This window comes from Mycobacterium basiliense (assembly GCF_900292015.1).
Lineage (GTDB): Bacteria > Actinomycetota > Actinomycetes > Mycobacteriales > Mycobacteriaceae > Mycobacterium > Mycobacterium basiliense.
Window position 1 is genome coordinate 749,766 of sequence record NZ_LR130759.1, and the last position, 18,795, is coordinate 768,560.

At 62.3% G+C, this 18,795-nt stretch carries 17 protein-coding genes; 12 read left to right on the forward strand and 5 right to left on the reverse strand.

Annotated features, from left to right (window positions below):
- Positions 1–68 precede the first annotated feature (68 nt).
- Positions 69–515: an MmpS family transport accessory protein gene (locus MB901379_RS03205; RefSeq protein ID WP_158015336.1), complete on the forward strand. Its 447-nt coding sequence runs from the start codon at positions 69–71 to the stop codon at positions 513–515.
- 77 nt (positions 516–592) lie between these two features.
- A complete protein-coding gene (locus tag MB901379_RS03210) occupies positions 593–3,487 on the forward strand; it encodes an MMPL/RND family transporter (RefSeq protein ID WP_232022071.1) in 2,895 nt (964 codons plus the stop codon).
- A 348-nt stretch (positions 3,488–3,835) separates the two neighbouring features.
- Here MB901379_RS03210 and MB901379_RS03215 read toward each other — a convergent pair whose 3' ends face one another.
- From MB901379_RS03215 to MB901379_RS03225, 3 genes are all read right to left on the reverse strand, one after another.
- Entirely contained in the window at positions 3,836–4,297 is a 462-nt protein-coding gene (locus MB901379_RS03215; protein ID WP_158015338.1) for a DUF5078 domain-containing protein, read from the reverse strand.
- 66 nt (positions 4,298–4,363) lie between these two features.
- Positions 4,364–5,278: a crotonase/enoyl-CoA hydratase family protein gene (locus MB901379_RS03220; protein WP_158015339.1), complete on the reverse strand. Its 915-nt coding sequence runs from the start codon at positions 5,276–5,278 to the stop codon at positions 4,364–4,366.
- Between the two features lie 60 nt (positions 5,279–5,338).
- Positions 5,339–7,339, reverse strand: a complete 2,001-nt coding sequence (locus MB901379_RS03225; protein ID WP_158015340.1) for a prolyl oligopeptidase family serine peptidase — start codon at positions 7,337–7,339, stop codon at positions 5,339–5,341.
- A 211-nt stretch (positions 7,340–7,550) separates the two neighbouring features.
- Here MB901379_RS03225 and exaC point away from each other — a divergent pair, with 211 nt between their 5' ends.
- The 6 genes from exaC (at position 7,551) to MB901379_RS03255 (ending at position 12,213) form a co-directional block, all read left to right on the forward strand.
- On the forward strand, positions 7,551–9,074 hold the full coding sequence (gene exaC / locus MB901379_RS03230; RefSeq protein ID WP_158015341.1) for an acetaldehyde dehydrogenase ExaC: 1,524 nt from the start codon (positions 7,551–7,553) through the stop codon (positions 9,072–9,074).
- On the forward strand, positions 9,074–9,577 hold the full coding sequence (locus MB901379_RS03235) for a DUF779 domain-containing protein (protein WP_158015342.1): 504 nt from the start codon (positions 9,074–9,076) through the stop codon (positions 9,575–9,577). The genes exaC and MB901379_RS03235 overlap by 1 nt, the downstream gene beginning before the upstream one ends.
- Positions 9,578–9,597: 20 nt before the next feature.
- Positions 9,598–9,876 (forward strand): putative holin, encoded by a 279-nt coding sequence (locus tag MB901379_RS03240; protein WP_174236969.1) that lies wholly within the window; start codon positions 9,598–9,600, stop codon positions 9,874–9,876.
- Positions 9,869–10,462, forward strand: coding sequence for a hypothetical protein (locus tag MB901379_RS03245; RefSeq protein WP_158015343.1), 594 nt, complete (start codon positions 9,869–9,871; stop codon positions 10,460–10,462). The genes MB901379_RS03240 and MB901379_RS03245 overlap by 8 nt, the downstream gene beginning before the upstream one ends.
- Before the next feature lie 72 nt (positions 10,463–10,534).
- Entirely contained in the window at positions 10,535–11,929 is a 1,395-nt protein-coding gene (gene lpdA / locus MB901379_RS03250; protein ID WP_158015344.1) for a dihydrolipoyl dehydrogenase, read from the forward strand.
- 8 nt (positions 11,930–11,937) lie between these two features.
- Complete coding sequence (locus MB901379_RS03255) at positions 11,938–12,213, forward strand: hypothetical protein (RefSeq protein WP_158015345.1); 276 nt, start codon at positions 11,938–11,940, stop codon at positions 12,211–12,213.
- Positions 12,214–12,228: 15 nt separating this feature from the next.
- Here MB901379_RS03255 and MB901379_RS03260 read toward each other — a convergent pair whose 3' ends face one another.
- Together MB901379_RS03260 and ramB are read right to left on the reverse strand one after the other, a co-directional pair.
- Positions 12,229–12,804, reverse strand: coding sequence for a carboxymuconolactone decarboxylase family protein (locus MB901379_RS03260; RefSeq protein ID WP_158015346.1), 576 nt, complete (start codon positions 12,802–12,804; stop codon positions 12,229–12,231).
- Complete coding sequence (gene ramB / locus MB901379_RS03265; protein ID WP_158015347.1) at positions 12,801–14,225, reverse strand: acetate metabolism transcriptional regulator RamB; 1,425 nt, start codon at positions 14,223–14,225, stop codon at positions 12,801–12,803. Before ramB ends, MB901379_RS03260 begins: the two co-directional genes overlap by 4 nt.
- Before the next feature lie 161 nt (positions 14,226–14,386).
- Here ramB and MB901379_RS03270 point away from each other — a divergent pair, with 161 nt between their 5' ends.
- The 4 genes from MB901379_RS03270 (at position 14,387) to MB901379_RS03285 (ending at position 18,769) form a co-directional block, all read left to right on the forward strand.
- Positions 14,387–15,181 (forward strand): acyl-[acyl-carrier-protein] thioesterase, encoded by a 795-nt coding sequence (locus tag MB901379_RS03270; RefSeq protein WP_158015348.1) that lies wholly within the window; start codon positions 14,387–14,389, stop codon positions 15,179–15,181.
- Positions 15,182–15,465: 284 nt separating this feature from the next.
- Positions 15,466–16,752: an isocitrate lyase gene (gene aceA, locus MB901379_RS03275; protein WP_158015349.1), complete on the forward strand. Its 1,287-nt coding sequence runs from the start codon at positions 15,466–15,468 to the stop codon at positions 16,750–16,752.
- A 165-nt stretch (positions 16,753–16,917) separates the two neighbouring features.
- Positions 16,918–17,781 carry a 3-hydroxybutyryl-CoA dehydrogenase gene (locus MB901379_RS03280; protein WP_158015350.1) on the forward strand — a complete coding sequence of 288 codons (864 nt, stop codon included), beginning with the start codon at positions 16,918–16,920 and terminating at the stop codon, positions 17,779–17,781.
- A 127-nt stretch (positions 17,782–17,908) separates the two neighbouring features.
- Positions 17,909–18,769 (forward strand): cyclopropane mycolic acid synthase family methyltransferase, encoded by an 861-nt coding sequence (locus tag MB901379_RS03285; RefSeq protein ID WP_158015351.1) that lies wholly within the window; start codon positions 17,909–17,911, stop codon positions 18,767–18,769.
- Positions 18,770–18,795 lie beyond the last annotated feature (26 nt).

The window sequence follows — 18,795 nt, forward strand, 5'->3', positions numbered from 1 at the left end:
GCGAGACCGTGCGATGGCTGAAGTGCACAAGTGGACGTACCTTTGCCCGGCTAGCGAAAGGTGATTGAGTGGCAAAGATTTCGCTTGCCAACTCGTTGAAGCGAGCATGGATTGCGATTGTCATTGTGATAGTGGTTGCGGTCGCGGCATTCAGTGTCAATCGGCTCCGCGGCTTCTTCGGCGTCCACGACAACGTCCCGATTACCAGCGGCGCTTCCGATGACATTAAACCGTTCAACCCCAAGCACGTCGTTTATGAAGTCTTCGGTCCGCCCGGGACTATCGCCAACATCAACTACCTGGACATCGAGGCGCAACCGCAGCGGGTCAGTAACGTGCCGCTGCCCTGGAGGCTGGCGGTCACCACCACGCTGCCCTCGGTGAGCGTCAACGTGGTAGCGCAGGGCAACACCGATCAGATTGGTTGCCGCATCATCGTGAACGGCGAAGTCAAGGACGAAAGGTTTGAGAACGAAGTGAACGCCCAGACCTTCTGCCTGGTGAAGTCAGCATGAGCGAAAGGCAGCGGGCGCCGGGAAACGGGGCGGAGAACGCGACGAACAACGCCGTCAAGTTGCCCTCATTTGCCCGGATGGTTCACCGCTTCGCGGTGCCGATTGTGGTGTTCTGGATCGGGTTCGTCGTCGTGCTCACCATGTTCGTCCCATCGCTGGAAGAGGTCGGCAAGCAGCACACGGTGTCGTTGAGCCCGACCAACGCTGAGTCGATGATGGCGATGAAGCGCGTTGGCAAGGTCTTCAACGAGTTCGATACCGACAGTTCGATCATGATCGTGCTGGAAGGCGATCGGCCGCTTGGGGACGATGCTCATCACTACTACGACGAGCTCATCCGCAAGCTTGCTGCGGACAAGAAGCATGTGCAGCACATCCAGGACTTCTGGGGTGATCCGCTCACGGCGGCCGGCTCCCAAAGCCCGGACGGCAAGGCCGCTTATGTTCAGATCTATCTGTCCGGAAATCAGGGCGAGACCCTGGCCAACGAGTCAGTCGAGTCGGTGCGCAGGATCGTCGGCGAGACACCGGCGCCGCCGGGGGTCCACGCGTACGTCACCGGCGCGGCCGCGCTCACTTCCGATCAGTCCTCGGCCGGCGACAAGAGTATTCAGCGGGTAACCGCGGTCACCATTCTGGTGATCTTCGTAATGCTGCTGTTTGTCTATCGCTCCGTCGTCACGGTGCTCTTAGTTCTGATGACGGTCGGGGTGGAGTTGATGGCGGCGCGGGGTGTCGTTTCGTTCCTGGCTCACAACAACATCATTGGGCTGTCCACATTTGCGGTTAATCTGCTGGTCCTGCTGGCCATAGCCGCCGGAACGGACTATGCGATCTTTGTCCTTGGCCGATACCAAGAGGCGCGCGGCCAAGGTGAAGACCGAGAAACGGCCTACTACACAATGTTTCACGGGACCGCCCACGTCGTCTTGGGCTCTGGTCTCACCATCGCGGGCGCCATGTACTGCCTGAGCTTCACCCAGCTCCCGTATTTCCAAACCCTGGGCGCTCCGTGCGCAGTCGGAATGCTGATCGCGGTGATGGCCGCGCTGACGCTGGGACCGGCTGTCCTGGTGGTCGGTAGCTTCTTCAAGCTGTTCGACCCGAAGCGGAAGATGCGGACACGTGGCTGGCGTCGGGTGGGCACCGCAATCGTCCGCTGGCCTGGACCCATTTTGGCGGTGTCGGTCGCGATCGCTCTCATTGGGCTGCTTGCCCTGCCGGGATACCGGACGAGCTACGACAGCAAGAAGTATCTGCCGCCCTCGACGCCGGCCAACGTAGGCTATGCGGCAGCGGACCGCCATTTTTCACAGGCCAGAATGAATCCGGAATTGTTAATGGTCGAGACCGACCACGACATGCGTAATCCGGCGGACATGCTGGTGATCGACCGTATCGCTAAAGGAGTGTTTCATCTGCCCGGTATTGCGCGGGTGCAGGCGATAACACGGCCACTCGGCAAGCCGATCGAGCACACGTCGATTCCATTTCAGATGAGCATGCAAAACACGGTGCAGGTCGAGAACATGCAGTACATGAAACAGCGGATGGCCGACATGTTGACCCAGGCCGCTGCGATGCAGGAAACGATCGACACCCTGGGGCGCATGTACGACATCATGAGCCAGATGGTTGCCACCACGCACCGCATCGACGGATTGACCCACGATATGGTGGACATTACCGATGAATTGCGGGACCATATCGCCGATTTCGATGATTTCTGGCGCCCCATTCGCAGCTATTTCTACTGGGAAAAGCATTGCTACGATATCCCCATCTGCTGGTCATTCAGGTCGATATTCGATGCACTGGACGGTTTGGATCAGCTCACCGAGAAGCTGACGGCGCTCTCTTACCAGATGGATCAGCTGGACATCTTGATGCCGCAGATGCTCGCCCAGCTGCCCGTGCAGATCGCGACCATGAAGACGATGAAAACGATGGTGCTGACCATGCACAGTTCGATGTCGTCGCTGTATGACCAGATGGACGAGATGAGCGAAAACTCGACCGCAATGGGGAAGGCTTTTGACGCTGCCAGGAATGACGACTCGTTCTACATACCGCCGGAAGTCTTCGACAATCCCGATTTCAAGCGCGGTCTAAAGATGTTCCTGTCACCGGACGGGCACGCGGTCCGCTTCATTATTTCCCACGACGGTGATCCGGCGACCCCCGAAGGCATCGCGCATGTTGAGCCGATCATGAAAGAGGCGAAGGAAGCCATCAAGGGAACCCCGTTGGAGGGCGCCAAGATCTATCTGGCCGGCACCGCCTCGGTCTACAAGGACATGCGCGACGGGTCGAAGTGGGACCTGATGATCGCAGGTATCGCCGCGGCCAGTTTGATCCTGATCATCATGCTGATCATCACTCGAAGTCTGGTCGCCGCGATGGTGATTGTGGGCACCGTATTGCTTTCGCTAGGCGCCTCTTTTGGGCTTTCCGTGCTGGTCTGGCAGGACATTCTTGGCATCGAGCTGCACTGGATGGTGCTGGCGATGTCGGTGATTCTGCTGTTGGCGGTGGGATCGGACTACAACTTGTTGTTGGTCTCCCGCTTCAAGGAAGAGATTGGCGCCGGATTGAAGACCGGCATCATCCGCGCCATGGCCGGCACCGGTGGGGTGGTGACCTCTGCGGGGTTGGTGTTCGCCGCCACCATGGCCTCGTTCGTATTCAGCGACTTGAGGGTGATCGGGCAGGTTGGCACCACCATCGGGCTAGGGCTGTTGTTCGACACGTTGGTCGTGCGCTCCTTCATGACCCCCTCTATCGCGGCGCTGATGGGTCGTTGGTTCTGGTGGCCGCAACAAGTGCGCACGCGGCCTGCCAGTCAGCTGCTTCGGCCCTACGGTCCGCGTCCGCTGGTTCGTGCGTTGCTGCTGCCCCCAAACGGTGCCTCGGGTGACGCGGCGGACGGTGCGATCACCGATCGGTTCCCCGCGAGCACGCCGCACTACTGACGGTTCGCGAGCTCCGGCGCCGTGATGGCGAGCCAGCCGGGCTCGATCAGGCGCCGTGCACGGTCAGTCGGTTCAGTTCGTCCGCGCAATGGCCCAGCACATACCTCGCCTTAGCGACTCCACCGGTATCAGAATCGCCCTTCGGTCGCTTCCGAGTCGAGTCCACCCCCTCATCCACACCACCGAGGTGGGGTCCTTGGGTGCGGCGGCTCCGCGAAAACGCACGCCTGGCCGCCGATTTCAGATACCGGGACTTGGCTCGACTCGCCGCAGAGCCGAACGCGCCCACTGTCGTCCACGTCGCACGGATATCAATGCGCTAGGGCCGCTCTGGGCCAATCCGCGCTGCTAGCCCCAGTTCCACACCGACATGTCGCCGGCCGGATATCCGTTGCACACCTCGGTGGACTTGGCCACAACGCCTTTGTTGTTGAAGAAGATCTTCATGTGGTTGCGCCAGCCCCACCACAGCGGGTCGATCCCGTCGTAGAAGTGTTCGGAATATTCCCTGCGGTCCGCCGGCGACAGCGAGAAGAACCAATGTGCCTTGTCCTGGGTGGCCTGCTGATACTGCTGGTGGTTGTTGTAGTCGATCATGTATCGCTCGTAGTACACCGGGCTGGTATCCCTGGTGGCCGCCAGTATTTGTTCCGCATCGCAGGTGGTGGCGATGATCCGGCGCGGAATCGGAAAGTCTTCGGTGGAGTCGGCTACCGCGGTCTTCGGGAAGGTCGCAGCGGCGAGGCTCAGACTTATCAGAAGAGCGAAAAAAACGGCGCCTGCACGCAGGCCGGAACTCAGCCGAGACATAGTCGCTACCGTAGCACTTTCACAGCGTCGGCGTGGAGCCGATGAGCAGGTCCATAGTCCATCTCACTATCCATCGCTATCAGGGACAATCACGTGTGTGGGATCGGGTCTCAGCTCTGGGGGGGCCTGGCTGTAGTCGCCGAATGGGCCGTCGCGGCGCTCGACGGCGGCCCGCACCCCCTGCGTCTCGGCGGTGTTGATGAAGTCCAGCGCGTCGGGGGTGTTGCGCATCAGGCCATCGAGAATGCCGCCCAGTGTCTGGGTGGATGCCAGGCCCATGTTCTCGTAGGCCTGGTTGACGATGAGCTTCTGCGCCCGCAGTTGCGACAACGGGATCTGTGCCAGCTCGGCGGCGATCTCGGCCACCCGCGCCTCGAGCCTCTCGAACGGCACCGCCTCGTTGATCAGCTCGACCTCGGCGGCCTGGACGCCGGTGAGTGGCCGGCCCGTCAGTGAGTGCCATTTGACCTTGGCCAGGCTTAGCCGGTATAGCCACATCCCGGTCAGATACGCCCCCCACATCCGGCTGTACGGGGTTCCGATCACGGCGTCGTCGCTGGCGATCACGATATCCGCGCACAGCGCGTAGTCGCTGGCTCCGCCGACGCACCAGCCGTGCACCTGGGCGATCACCGGCTTGGACGCCCGCCAGATCGCCATGAATTTCTGGGTCGGTCCAGTCTCGCGGGTGCTGACCATCGCGAAGTCTTTCCCCGGATCCCACTGCCCGTTGGTCATCATGCCTTCGCCCCAGTGTTGGAAGCCGCCGCCGAAGTCGTAACCGCCGCAGAAGGCGCGGCCGGCGCCGCGCAGCACGATGACTTTGATGTTCTGGTCGCGCTCGGCCAGGCCGATGGCGGCCTCGATCTCGTCGGGCATGGGCGGAACGATCGTGTTGAGGTGTTCGGGGCGATTCAACGTGACCGTGGCGACCGGGCCGGCCGTCGAATAGAGCAGCGTCTCGAATTTGGGTGTCGGCATAGCCGAAGCGAAGCGGGTGGCGGACTACGGTGTCAAGCGCCACCCGCGACGGGGCATCGGCTATTGCCGGGCGCCCAGCTTCCGGTGCAGGAACGAGTAGCTCAGGGCCGCCTTGAAGGCCAGCTGCTCGTTGTCGGCAGCGCCGCCGTGTCCACCCTCGATGTTTTCGTAGTACCAGACCTCATGGTCGAGCGCTTGTAGGGCGGCGGTCATCTTGCGGGCATGACCCGGGTGCACGCGATCGTCGCGAGTCGACGTGGTCATCAGGATCGGCGGATACTTTCGGTCGGCCGAAATATTTTGGTAGGGCGAGTATTCGGCGATGAACTGCCAGTCCTCCGGGTTCTCGGGATCGCCGTATTCGGCCATCCAGGACGCCCCGGCCAGCAGCAGGTGGTAGCGCTTCATGTCCAGTAGCGGCACGCTGCAGACCAGGGCGCCGAATTTCTCCGGGAATTTGGTCAGCATGATCCCCATCAGCAACCCACCGTTGCTGCCGCCCTGCGCGCCCAACTGGGCCACTGTGGTGATGCCGCGGTTTACCAAGTCGTCGGCCACCGCGACGAAATCCTCAGCCACTTTGTGCCGGCCCGCACGCATGGCCTGGGTGTGCCAGCCGGGTCCGTACTCGCCCCCGCCGCGGATATTGGCCAATGCGTAGGTTCCGCCGCGGGCCAGCCATAGTCGACCGAGCACGCCACTGTAACCAGGGGTATTCGATGTCTCAAATCCACCGTAGCCGTACAGCAGGGTGGGGCCGGGACCCTGCGCGTCGGCGTGGCCGACCACAAAGTACGGAATCGATGTGCCGTCCGCGGATGCTGCGAAATGCTGTGTAACCGTGATGTTTTCGTCATCAAAAAAGGACGGTGCCGACTTGATCTGCTCGAGTTCTCCAATGCCGGTGCCGCGCATTAGCCGTGATGGGGTGTCGAAACCGCTTGAATCGAGGAAGAATTCGTCACTCTTGTCGTCGGCGGCAACGATCACGGTGTTGGTCGCGGCAGGGATGCCGGAGAGCGGTTCACGCCGCCAGCTGCCTGGGGTGACAATTTCGACGCGGCTGGCGACGTCGGCCAACGTGACGATCAGCAAGCGACCTTGAGTCCAGGCGTAGTGGTTGAGCGCGGTGTGTTCATCGGGTTCGAAAACCACGAGCAATTGCGCAGTGCCGGCCAGGAATTCGTTGTAGTCAGTGACCAGCAGGGACCCCGCGGTGTAGGTGGTGGTGCCCAATGCCCAGTCGGTGCGTAGCTCGATCAACAACCAATCGCGGTGCACCGACACGCCGGCATCGGTCGGTGCGTCAATCCGGATTAGCTCCGTGCCCCGTAGTTCGTACACCTCGTCGTTCCAGAAGTCGGTTGCGCGGGAAATCATGGTGCGCTGGTAACCGGGCGTCCGATCCACCGACGCGGCGACGCTCACGTCGCTGCGGGTGCCCTCGAAGACGGTGTCGGCGTCGTCCAGCGGGGTTCCCCGGCGCCACCGCTTGACCACACGTGGGTAGCCGGATTCGGTGAGCGAATCGGCACCGAAGTCCGTGCTCACCAACACGGTATCCGGGTCTTCCCAAGTCACCCGGGACTTGGCTTCGGCAAGCTCGAACCCGTCGATAACGAATTCGCGTGTCAACATGTCGAATTCACGTATGATGCAAGCGTCGGAGCCGCCGCGGGACAGCGCGATCAGGGCGCGACTGTAATCGGGTTCGATGACACGGGCGCCGGCCCACACCCATTTTTCGTCGTCAGCACGCCCCAGCTCATCGACGTCGATCAGCACGTCCCATTCGGGGGAGTCGGTACGGTAGCTCTCCAGTCTGGTGCGCCGCCACAGCCCGCGGGGGTTGGCGGCGTCACGCCAGAAGTTGTACAGGTACTCTCCGCGCCGCACCACATACGGAATTCGGGTGTCGGTATCGAGTACCTCTAGCGCCTCGGTACGCATCCGTTCGAACTCCGCTTCGAACTGACCACCGCAGAACTCGGCGGTGGTCAGTTCGTTTCGTGCACGGACCCAATTCAGCGCCTCCTCGCCGGTGACATTCTCGAGCCACAAGTACGGGTCGCTATTGTCGGGGACGGCTGCAGATGTCGCAGATGTCGCAGAAGACGCAGAAGTCGCAGAAGACGCAGAAGACGCAGATGTCGCAGAAGACGCAGAAGACGCAGAAGACGCAGAAGACGCAGAAGTCGCAGAAGCCATGAGAAACCATTGTGGCCCCAGCGGTAGTGTGAGCTGTATTACGTGATCTATCTAGGAGCCGAAGATGCCTGTCTTGTCACGTCCGGGTTCCGCCGGGGCACTGATGTCGTTCGAATCCCGCTACGGAAACTTCATCGGTGGTGAGTGGGTCGCGCCGGCCCAAGGCCGCTACTTCGAAAACCTGACCCCGGTGACCGGCCAACCGTTCTGCGAGATACCGCGCTCTGACGAAGCCGACATCGAGAAGGCCCTGGACGCAGCCCACGCTGCGGCCCCCGGGTGGGGCAAGACGGCGCCCGCCGAGCGCGCCGCGATCCTGAACAAGATCGCCGACCGTATCGACGAGAACAGAGCCGCGCTGGCCGTTGCCGAAGTCTGGGACAACGGAAAACCGATCCGAGAGGCCGTCGCCGCCGACATCCCGCTGGCGGCGGACCACTTCCGGTACTTCGCCGCCGCGATTCGGGCTCAGGAGGGGTCGCTGTCGCAGATCGACGAAGAGACGGTCGCCTACCACTTCCATGAGCCGCTCGGGGTGGTCGGGCAGATTATCCCGTGGAACTTCCCGATCCTGATGGGCGCCTGGAAATTGGCGCCGGCGTTGGCGGCCGGTAATACGGTGGTGCTCAAACCTGCGGAGCAGACCCCGGCATCGGTGCTGTACCTGATGTCGCTGATCGGTGATCTGCTGCCGCCCGGCGTGGTCAACGTCGTCAATGGGTTCGGCGCCGAGGCCGGCAAACCGCTGGCGTCGAGCAACCGAATTGCCAAGGTCGCGTTCACCGGGGAAACCACCACCGGGCGACTGATCATGCAGTACGCCTCACAGAACTTGATCCCGGTCACCCTGGAGCTCGGCGGCAAGAGCCCCAACATCTTCTTCTCCGACGTGATGGCGGCCAACGACGATTTCCAGGACAAGGCCCTGGAGGGATTCACCATGTTCGCCCTCAACCAGGGCGAGGTGTGCACCTGCCCGTCGCGCAGTCTGATCCAAGCCGACATTCACGACGAGTTTCTCGAACTGGCGGCGATCCGAACCAAAGCGGTTCGGCAGGGTGATCCGCTGGACACCGAGACGATGCTGGGCTCCCAGGCCTCCAACGACCAGCTCGAAAAGGTGCTGTCCTACATCGAGATCGGCAAGGAGGAAGGCGCCAAACTCATCACCGGCGGTGAGCGTGCCGAACTGGGCGGGGATCTATCCGGTGGCTACTACATCCAGCCGACCATCTTCAGCGGGACCAACACAATGCGGATTTTCCAAGAGGAGATTTTCGGGCCCGTCGTCGCAGTCACGCCGTTCGCCGACTACCAGGACGCGATGGGCATCGCCAACGACACCCTCTACGGTTTGGGCGCGGGCGTGTGGAGTCGCGACGGCAACACCGCCCACCGCGCCGGGCGCGACATCAAGGCCGGGCGGGTGTGGGTGAACTGTTATCACGTGTATCCGCCGCACGCGGCGTTCGGCGGATACAAGCAGTCCGGTTTTGGCAGGGAAGGTCACCAGATGGCCCTCGAGCACTACCAGCAGACCAAGAACCTCCTGGTGTCCTACTCCGACAAGGCGCTCGGGCTGTTCTGATGGGCGCGTCGCGCACCGCCCCACCCGGGGTGGTGATCACCGCCGCCGCCGCCGAACTGCTTGGCCGACTGCAGGGCCGCCATGGGCCGGTGATGTTCCACCAGTCCGGTGGATGCTGCGACGGGTCGTCGCCGATGTGCTATCCACGCGGGGACTTTCTGGTCGGCGATCGCGACGTCTTGCTGGGCGTGCTGGACATCGGCGCAGACGGCGTGCCGGTATGGATCTCGGGCCCGCAGTATCAGGCCCACTACCTGGGTGACAAGCACACCCAATTGGTGATCGATGTCGTGCCTGGGCGCGGCAGCGGGTTCAGCCTGGAAGCGCCCGAGGGTCTGCGCTTCCTCAGTCGCGGCCGGGTCTTCACCGACGAAGAGAAAGCGCTGCTGGAAGCGGTACCGGTGATCACCGGCGCCGCCTATGAGCGTGGAGCACGCCCGCCGATACGAGGTGAGGTCGTCGCCGACAACGCGCCGGGAGCGTGCCGGGCCACCCGCCGGTAACCGCAGTAAGGTCGTAAAACGTGATCCCCCTTCCGCGTGCGTGGCTGCTGACCAGCGCCATGCTGGTCGGTTGTGCTGTCGGGATGCTGGCCGGGCTGGCGTCCACGGTGCTGGTCCATAGCAGGATCCGGCCGGATGTCGTCATCGCTTTGGTGGTGGGGGTTCCCAGCGTGCTCGGGATGCTGGTAATTCTCTTCTCGGGGCGGCGGTGGGTGACGTTGTTGGGTGCGTTCATCCTCGCGTTGGCCCCGGGTTGGTTCGGTCTGCTGGTGGCGATCCAGGTGGCTTCCAGTGGCTGACAAAGACCTTGACCAAGATCGCGACGAATCGAGCCCGGGCACCGAGCCGTTCGTCCCGGACTTCGACACCGGGGTGCAGTCGGTGCCCTTCGTGCCCGACTTCGACACCGACTCAAGACCGGTCGTGTCGTTGGCGGGGGTAGCGACGGATTCGAAGAAGCCGGCGGCCGAACCCGAGGCACTGACCGACACCGCTGCCGACCAGGATCCGGGGTCCGACGCGGCGGCCACCCACGTGCAGTCGGTCACCGTGCCCGGGCGTTATGTCTACCTCAAGTGGTGGAAGCTCCTGCTGGTAGTTCTCGGCGTTTGGTTCGCCGCCGCCGAGGTCGGGCTCAGCTTGTTCTACTGGTGGTTCCACACCATCGATAAGACACCTTCGGTGTTTGTGGTGTTGGTCTATGTGGTGGTGTGCACCGTGGGCGGCCTGATGCTGTCAATGGTGCAGGGGAGGCCAATGGTCACGGCCTTGTCGCTGGCCGTGATGTCCTCGCCGTTCGCCTCTGTCGCGGCGGCGGCGCCACTCTACGGCTCCTACTTCTGTGAGCACGCCAGCCGCTGTCTGATCGGCGTCATCCCCTATTGAGGTGCCCGCTGTTGGTTAGTGGCCCGGGGTAGGCCCACGCCCTCCGGGCGCCTGACCACTAGGGTAGGTGCCGTGACTCACTATGACGTCGTCGTCCTCGGAGCCGGTCCCGGGGGATACGTGGCCGCTATTCGTTCCGCGCAGCTCGGACTGAACACCGCAATCGTCGAGCCGAAGTACTGGGGTGGGGTCTGCCTCAACGTCGGGTGCATCCCGTCCAAGGCATTGCTGCGCAACGCCGAACTGGCCCACATCTTCACCAAGGACGCTAAGACATTTGGTATCAGCGGTGAGGCCACCTTCGACTATGGAGTCGCCTTCGACCGCAGTCGCAAGGTGGCCGATGGCCGCGTCGCCGGCGTGCACTTCTTGATGAAGAAGAACAAGATCACCGAGATCCACGGGTACGGCAAATTTACCGACGCCCACACGCTGGCAGTCGACCTGAATGACGGCGGCACCGAAACGGTGACGTTCGACAACGCCATCATCGCTACCGGCAGCAGCACCCGGCTGGTCCCGGGCACATCGCTATCGGCCAACGTGGTCACCTACGAGGAACAGATCCTGTCGCGGGAGTTGCCGAAGTCGATCGTTATCGCCGGAGCCGGTGCCATCGGTATGGAGTTCGGCTATGTGCTGAAGAACTACGGTGTCGACGTCACCATTGTGGAATTCCTGCCGCGTGCCCTGCCCAACGAGGACGCCGAAGTGTCCAAGGAGATCGAGCGGCAGTTCAAGAAGTTGGGCGTCAAGATCCTCACCGGCACCAAGGTGGAGTCCATCTCCGACAACGGCTCTGAGGTGACGGTGGTGGTGAGCAAGGACGGAAAGTCCGACGAGATCAAGACCGAGAGGGTGTTGCAGGCCATCGGTTTTGCGCCCAACGTCGAGGGTTACGGACTGGACAAGGCCGGCGTTGCGCTCACCGACCGCAAAGCCATCGGCATCGGTGACTATATGCAGACCAGTGTTCCGCACATCTACGCCATTGGCGATGTCACCGGGCAGCTGATGTTGGCCCACGTCGCAGAGGCCATGGGAGTTGTGGCGGCCGAAACCATCGCCGGCGCAGAGACTTTGGCCCTCGGCGACTACCGCATGTTGCCGCGTGCCACGTTCTGCCAGCCGCAGGTGGCCAGCTTCGGGCTGACCGAGCAGCAGGCCCGCGACGAAGGCTATGACGTCGTGGTCGCCAAATTCCCGTTTACCGCCAACGGCAAGGCGCACGGTCTGGGCGACCCCAGCGGTTTCGCCAAACTGGTGGCCGACGCCAAACACGGCGAGCTGCTGGGTGGGCATCTGGTTGGTCACGATGTGTCCGAGCTGTTGCCGGAGTTGACCCTGGCGCAGAAGTGGGACCTCACGGCCAACGAGCTGGCCCGCAACGTGCACACGCACCCGACCATGTCAGAGGCACTGCAGGAGTGTTTCCACGGCCTGACCGGCCACATGATCAACTTCTGAGCGCCTAGATGCTCCGCGCCGAGACCGTGCTAGCTGCCGCTGGCGGCGTGGCTGCCGGCTACGTCCTATGGCTGGTGGCGATTTCGATCGGTGACGACGTCACGACGGTGAGCAATTGGAGCCTGGCGGTGCTGCTGCTGTCCGTCGTGCTGGCGATTGGCGCAGCGGTGGTGGGTATGGCGATGCGCTGGCGCGGCAAGTCGGCGTGGTCTGCGTTTGCCTTTGGCCTGCCGATTCTGCCCGTGGTGATGACGTTGGCGGTCCTGGCCGACCTATATTTCTGACGATGTTGTGGCCGGCTATCGCGGGTTGTCCAACGGGATGTCGAGTGCGCTGATCGTAGCGGCCAGCCCGTCGTATTGCGTTGCCAGCATGCAGAATTCGATCAACCGTTGTCGATTGAGGTGAGCTGCCAGCTGCTCCCAGGTTTCCGCGCTGATCGAACGGTCGGTGATCAACTCGTCGGTCGCCGTCAACAGCGCCTGTTGCCGGGCACTCAATACCTTTCGCGGCCCGTCCCCCTGGGGAACCTCCGGCCAGGCGAAGATCGTCGCCTGCGTTTGGGCATCCAGCCCGGCGGCGCGCGCCATCCGGCGATGGTGTTGCAGCTCGTACTCACACGAGCGCAGATGCGCGACGCGCAGGATCACCAACTCGGTATCGATCCGGGGTAGCCGCCCCTGCAGCAGCCGGCCGCCATAGATCAGCCAGGCCCAGAACAGCGACTGGCGATAGCCCAGGGTGGTGAACAGATGCATCTCCGGCGCCCGCACCGCGCGGGCGCCCAGCTTCGCGAGCACCCAGTTGATCGGTCCCAGCTGGCGTAGCCGGCCCGACGGAATCCGGGCGAGCTGGCCGTCCGCCTCGCCGCTCATGGTTGTTTCACTAGGTAGGGGGACACGGTGCTGCGATGTTCGTCGAGATCGAGCGCGCGCCCGAGAGCGGGGAATGCTCGTTGCGGGCAATTGTCGCGTTCGCAGACTCGACAACCGGCGCCGATCGGTGTGGCTGCAACGTTCGGGTCGCCGGACAAATCGAGTCCTTCCGAGTAGACGAGCCGGTGCGCGTGGCGAAGCTCGCAGCCCAGCCCGATCGCGAAGGTCTTACCGGGCTGACCATACCGGGCCGCGCGTCGCTCCACGGTACGGGCCACCCACATATAGTTGCGGCCGTCGGGCATCTGGGCTATCTGCACCAGGATTTTGCCTGGATTGGCAAATGTCTCGTACACGTTCCACAATGGGCAGGTTCCTCCGCTGGAGGAGAAGTGAAAACCGGTGGCCGACTGTCGCTTTGACATATTGCCCGCCCGGTCGACCCGGATGAACGAGAACGGCACCCCGCGCATCGAGGGGCGCTGCAGCGTGGAGAGCCGGTGCGCGATGGTCTCGTAGCTCACCGAGTAGAACGCCGAAAGACGCTCGACGTCGTAGCGGAAATTCTCTGCGACATCGTGGAACTGGCGGTAGGGCAACACCGCTGCCGCGGCGAAGTAGTTGGCCAGCCCGAGGCGGGCCAGCGTGCGCGATTCCGCACTGGTGAACTTGCCGTCGGTGACCATGGCGTCGATCAGCTCGCCGAACTCGAGATAGGCCAGTTCGGCGGCCATCTTGAAGACCTGCTGACCCGAGGCGAGGTGATTGCTGATTTCCAGTGTCTTGGCCTTTGGGTCGTAGCGGTGTAGCACGGTATCGCCGAGGTCGATCCGTTTGGTGATCCGCACTCCGTGCACCTCGGTGAGTCGGCGGGTCAGCTCGCTGCCCAGGTCGCCATGGTGCATTCGCATCTGGATGGTCAGGTCTTCGGCGGCGGCGTCCAGCTCATGCAGATAGTTCTGGCGTTGGTAGAAGTAGTCGCGGACCTCTTCATGCGGCATGGAGATCGACCCGGTGCCGCTACCGTCGGAGTAGCGCTCTTCGGTGGCCGCCGCCAGCTGGGCGGTGGTGATCCGGTATCGCCGGTGCAGATTAACCATGGCCCGGGCCAGCACGGGATGGGCGGCAACCATTTCGGCGACTTCGGGCGCGTCGACATCAATGTCTAGGTCGCGATCCATGGTCACCTCGCGCAGCTCGGCGACCAGCCGCGTGTCGTCCTGGGGGGCGAAGAAGGTCGCGTCCACGCCAAACATCTCGGTGATGCGCAACAGCACGGCCACGGTCAGCGGGCGGACGTCGTGCTCGATCTGGTTGAGGTAGCTCGGCGAAATGTCCAGCATTTGAGCCAGTCCGGCCTGGCTGAAACCGCGCTCGCTACGTAGCTGGCGGACGCGCGAACCGACGAACGTCTTGCTCACTCACCTGAGCGTACGCGGGCCTGTGAAGACATGATTCGCATAGTTTGCATGACCGTTGAGATGGGCACCCGATTGGTGTTTTCCAGGTGTCGTTGGCATTATTCGCAGCTAGGCTCTCAGGGCAGACCTGGGGTTCACGAGAATGAGACGGGGAATAGGCCGTGAGCCTGGATAAGAATCTGATGCCGGTGCCAGACGGCCATCCCTCGGTGTTCGATCGTGAGTGGCCGCTGCGGGTCGGCGACATCGACCGCACGGGACGGCTCCGGTTGGATGCGGCTTGCCGCCACATACAGGACATCGGCCAGGACCAGTTGCGTGAAATGGGCTTCGAAGAAACCCATCCACTGTGGATAGTCCGCCGCACCATGGTCGACCTGATCCGCCCGATCGAGTTCCAGGACATGCTGCGGTGTCGGCGGTGGTGTTCGGGCAGCTCCAACCGCTGGTGTGAGATGCGCGTTCGCATAGACGCCCGCAAAGGTGGGCTCATCGAGTCGGAGGCATTCTGGATCCACGTCAATAAGGAAACCGAGATGCCCGCCCGCATCGCCGACGACTTCCTGGCCGCTCTGCACAAGACCACCAGCGTGGATCGGCTGCGCTGGAAGGGTTACCTGAAGCCGGGTAACCGTGATGATGCGACCGAAATACATGAGTTCCCGGTACGGGTCACCGATATCGACTTGTTCGACCACATGAACAACTCGGTGTACTGGAGCGTGATCGAGGACTACCTGGCCTGTCACGCCGAACTGCTGCAGGCTCCGCTGCGGGCGACCATCGAGCACGAGGCGCCGGTCGCGCTGGGCGACAAGCTCGAGATCATCTCCCACGTTCACCCGGCCGGCTCCACCGACAAGTTCGGTCCGGGGCTTGCCGACCGTACTGTTACAACGCTCACATATGCGGTCGGCGACGAGACCAAAGCCGTCGCCGCGCTCTTCGCCCTTTAACCGGACAAGCGTCCCGGTAAATCACCGCTGACCTGCGGATTTTAGTTACTGGCGGGTAGATTCTGAAACGGTTCAGTAGATTGGTATCTTCGCAAACTTTGCAAATTGGCTGGAAGTCATAGCCGAAATTTGCAAGTGAAATGGGTGGACCGGCGGGAATCGGCTATGTCATGGTCGTGTTAGCACACGAGTGAAGTTGAGCCCGCTCGGCCGCTTGGACAGCGGTGTGGTCTCAGCGAATTCAGCAATATTCAGCAATGTAGTGACAGTTAAGGAGCAGTCCAATGTCTGTCGTTGGCACCCCGAAAAGCGCTGAGCAGATAAAGCACGATTGGGACCACAACCCGCGGTGGAAGGGCGTTACCCGCACCTACACCCCCCAGGACGTCGTTGCCCTCCAGGGCCATGTCGTCGAAGAGCACACCCTGGCCCGCCGCGGCGCCGAGGTGCTGTGGGAGCAGCTGCATGAGATGGACTTCGTCAACGCGCTGGGCGCGCTGACCGGCAACATGGCTGTCCAGCAGGTGCGCGCCGGCCTGAAGGCCATCTACTTGTCGGGTTGGCAGGTCGCCGGTGACGCGAACCTGTCCGGTCACACCTACCCGGACCAGAGCCTCTACCCGGCGAACTCGGTGCCGCAGGTCGTGCGCCGCATCAACAACGCGCTGCTGCGTGCCGATGAGATCGCCAAGGTCGAGAACGACCGCTCGGTGGACAACTGGTTGGTGCCGATCGTCGCCGACGGCGAGGCCGGCTTCGGTGGCGCGCTCAACGTCTACGAGCTGCAGAAGGCCATGATTGCCGCCGGCGTCGCCGGCTCACACTGGGAGGACCAGCTGGCGTCGGAGAAGAAGTGCGGCCACCTGGGTGGCAAGGTGCTAATCCCGACCCAGCAGCACATCCGCACGCTGACCTCGGCGCGGTTGGCGGCCGACGTCGCCGATGTGCCTACCGTGGTCATCGCGCGCACCGACGCCGAGGCGGCCACGCTGATCACCTCCGACGTCGACGAGCGCGACCGGCCGTTTATCACCGGCGAGCGGACCAAGGAGGGCTTCTACCGGATTAAGAACGGCCTGGAGCCCTGCATTGCCCGGGCCAAGGCCTACGCGCCGTTCGCCGACCTCATCTGGATGGAGACCGGTACGCCTGACCTCGCGTTGGCCAAGCAGTTCGCCGAGGGCGTCAAGGCCGAGTTCCCCGACCAGATGCTCGCCTACAACTGTTCGCCGTCGTTCAACTGGAAGAAGCACCTCGATGACGCCACCATCGCGAAGTTCCAGAGGGAGCTGGGTGCGATGGGCTTCAAGTTCCAGTTCATCACGCTGGCCGGCTTCCACGCGCTGAATTACTCGATGTTCGATCTCGCCTACGGCTACGCGCGCAACCAGATGAGCGCGTATGTCGAATTGCAGGAGCGCGAGTTCGCCGCCGAGGAGCGTGGTTACACCGCGACCAAGCACCAGCGTGAGGTCGGTGCGGGTTACTTCGACCGCATCGCCACCACGGTGGACCCGAGTTCGTCGACCACGGCGTTGGCCGGCTCGACCGAAGAGGGCCAGTTCCACTGAGCTGACCGCTCGCCGAGCAGACGCAGAATCGCACTTCTGCAGCCCAGTTGATGCGAGTCTGCGTCTGCTCGCGAGAGAAGTTGACAGCGTAGGCCCCGCCCAGCCAACCTGGGCGGGGCCTATTGCAATGCATCTCAATACGATCCGCGAGAGAGAGAACAGACAGTGAGCGACGCAGCAATCCAGCGGGTAGGGGTTGTCGGCGCCGGACAAATGGGAGCCGGCATCGCCGAGGTCTCCGTGCGTGCGGGCGTTGATGTGACGGTGTTCGAGACGACCGAGGCGCTGATCACCGCGGGACGCAACCGCATCGTGAAATCGCTCGAGCGTGGGGTCAGTGCGGGCAAGGTGACCGAACGTGAGCGCGACCGTGCCCTCGGTAAATTGACCTTCACCACCGACCTGAAGGACATGGCCGACCGGCAGTTGGTGATCGAGGCGATCGTCGAGGACGAGGCCGTTAAGACCAAGGTGTTCGCGGAGCTGGACGGGGTCATTGCGGATCCTGCGGCGGTGTTGGCGTCGAATACCTCGAGCATCCCGATCATGAAGATCGCCGCGGCTACCAAGAATCCGCAGCGAGTGCTGGGTCTGCACTTCTTCAACCCGGTGCCGGTGCTGCCGCTGGTCGAGTTGGTCAGCACGCTGGTCACTGACGAAGCCGCTGCCACCCGTACCGAGGAGTTTGCCAGCGCGGTCTTGGGAAAGCAGGTCGTGCGCTGTTCGGACCGGTCCGGTTTCGTGGTCAACGCGCTGCTGGTGCCCTATCTACTGTCCGCGATCCGGATGGTTGAGGCCGGGTTTGCCACGGTCGAAGATGTCGACAAGGCCGTTGTTGCCGGTTTGTCCCATCCCATGGGGCCGCTGCGGCTCTCCGATCTTGTTGGCCTGGACACCCTCAAGCTCATCGCGGACAAGATGTTCGAAGAATTCAAGGAACCACACTATGGGCCACCGCCGTTGTTGTTGCGGATGGTGGAGGCGGGGCTATTGGGTAAGAAGTCGGGTCAGGGCTTCTATACATACTGAAGTCTCGGCAACCGCACATGCGTAGTGTTTAGAGAACACACGTTGACAGCAGCAATGACGTGATCGTATAGGACCTGAACATCGGGTACTATTTCCGCGATCAATAGATGAGAGGTAGCTATCCGGTATGACTCAGCTGAGGCCTTTTTACGAAGAGTCGCAATCAATCTACGACGTTTCGGACGAGTTCTTCGCGTTATTTCTCGACCCGACGATGGCGTACACCTGCGCCTACTTCGAGCGCGATGACATGACGCTTGAAGAGGCGTCAAATGCCAAGTTCGACCTGGCGCTGGGCAAGCTGAACCTTGAACCCGGTATGACTTTGCTCGACATCGGCTGCGGCTGGGGTGGCGCGCTGCAGCGGGCGGTCGAGAAGTACGACGTGAACGTCATCGGTATTACGTTGAGTCGCAATCAATTTGAGTACAGCAAGGCCAAAATGGCCAAGATCCCGACCGAGCGCACCGTCGAGGTGCGACTGCAGGGTTGGGAAGAGTTCGAGGACAAGGTCGACCGAATCGTGACCATCGGCGCCTTCGAAGCGTTCAAGATGGAGCGGTATGCCGCCTTCTTCGAGCGCGCCTACAACATACTTCCCGACGACGGCCGGATGCTCCTGCACACGATTCTTACGTATACCCAGAGGCAGATGCACGAGATGGGCATCGAAGTGACGATGAGTGATGTCCGATTCATGCGCTTCATTGGTCGCGAGATTTTTCCGGGCGGACAGTTGCCAGCTCAGGAAGATATTTTCGAATTCGCACAGAACGCCGGGTTCAGCGTCGAAAAAGTGCAATTGCTGCAGAAGCATTACGAGCGGACGCTGCACATCTGGGCGGCCAATCTCGAGGCCGCCCGTGAGCAGGCCATCGCTATCCAGTCCGAAGAGATCTACGACAAGTACATGCACTACCTGACCGGATGTGAAAACTTCTTCCGCAAGGGCATCAGCAACATCGGGCAGTTCACCCTGACCAAGTAGACCCCGCGGTCGCTCTCTCGTCTGGG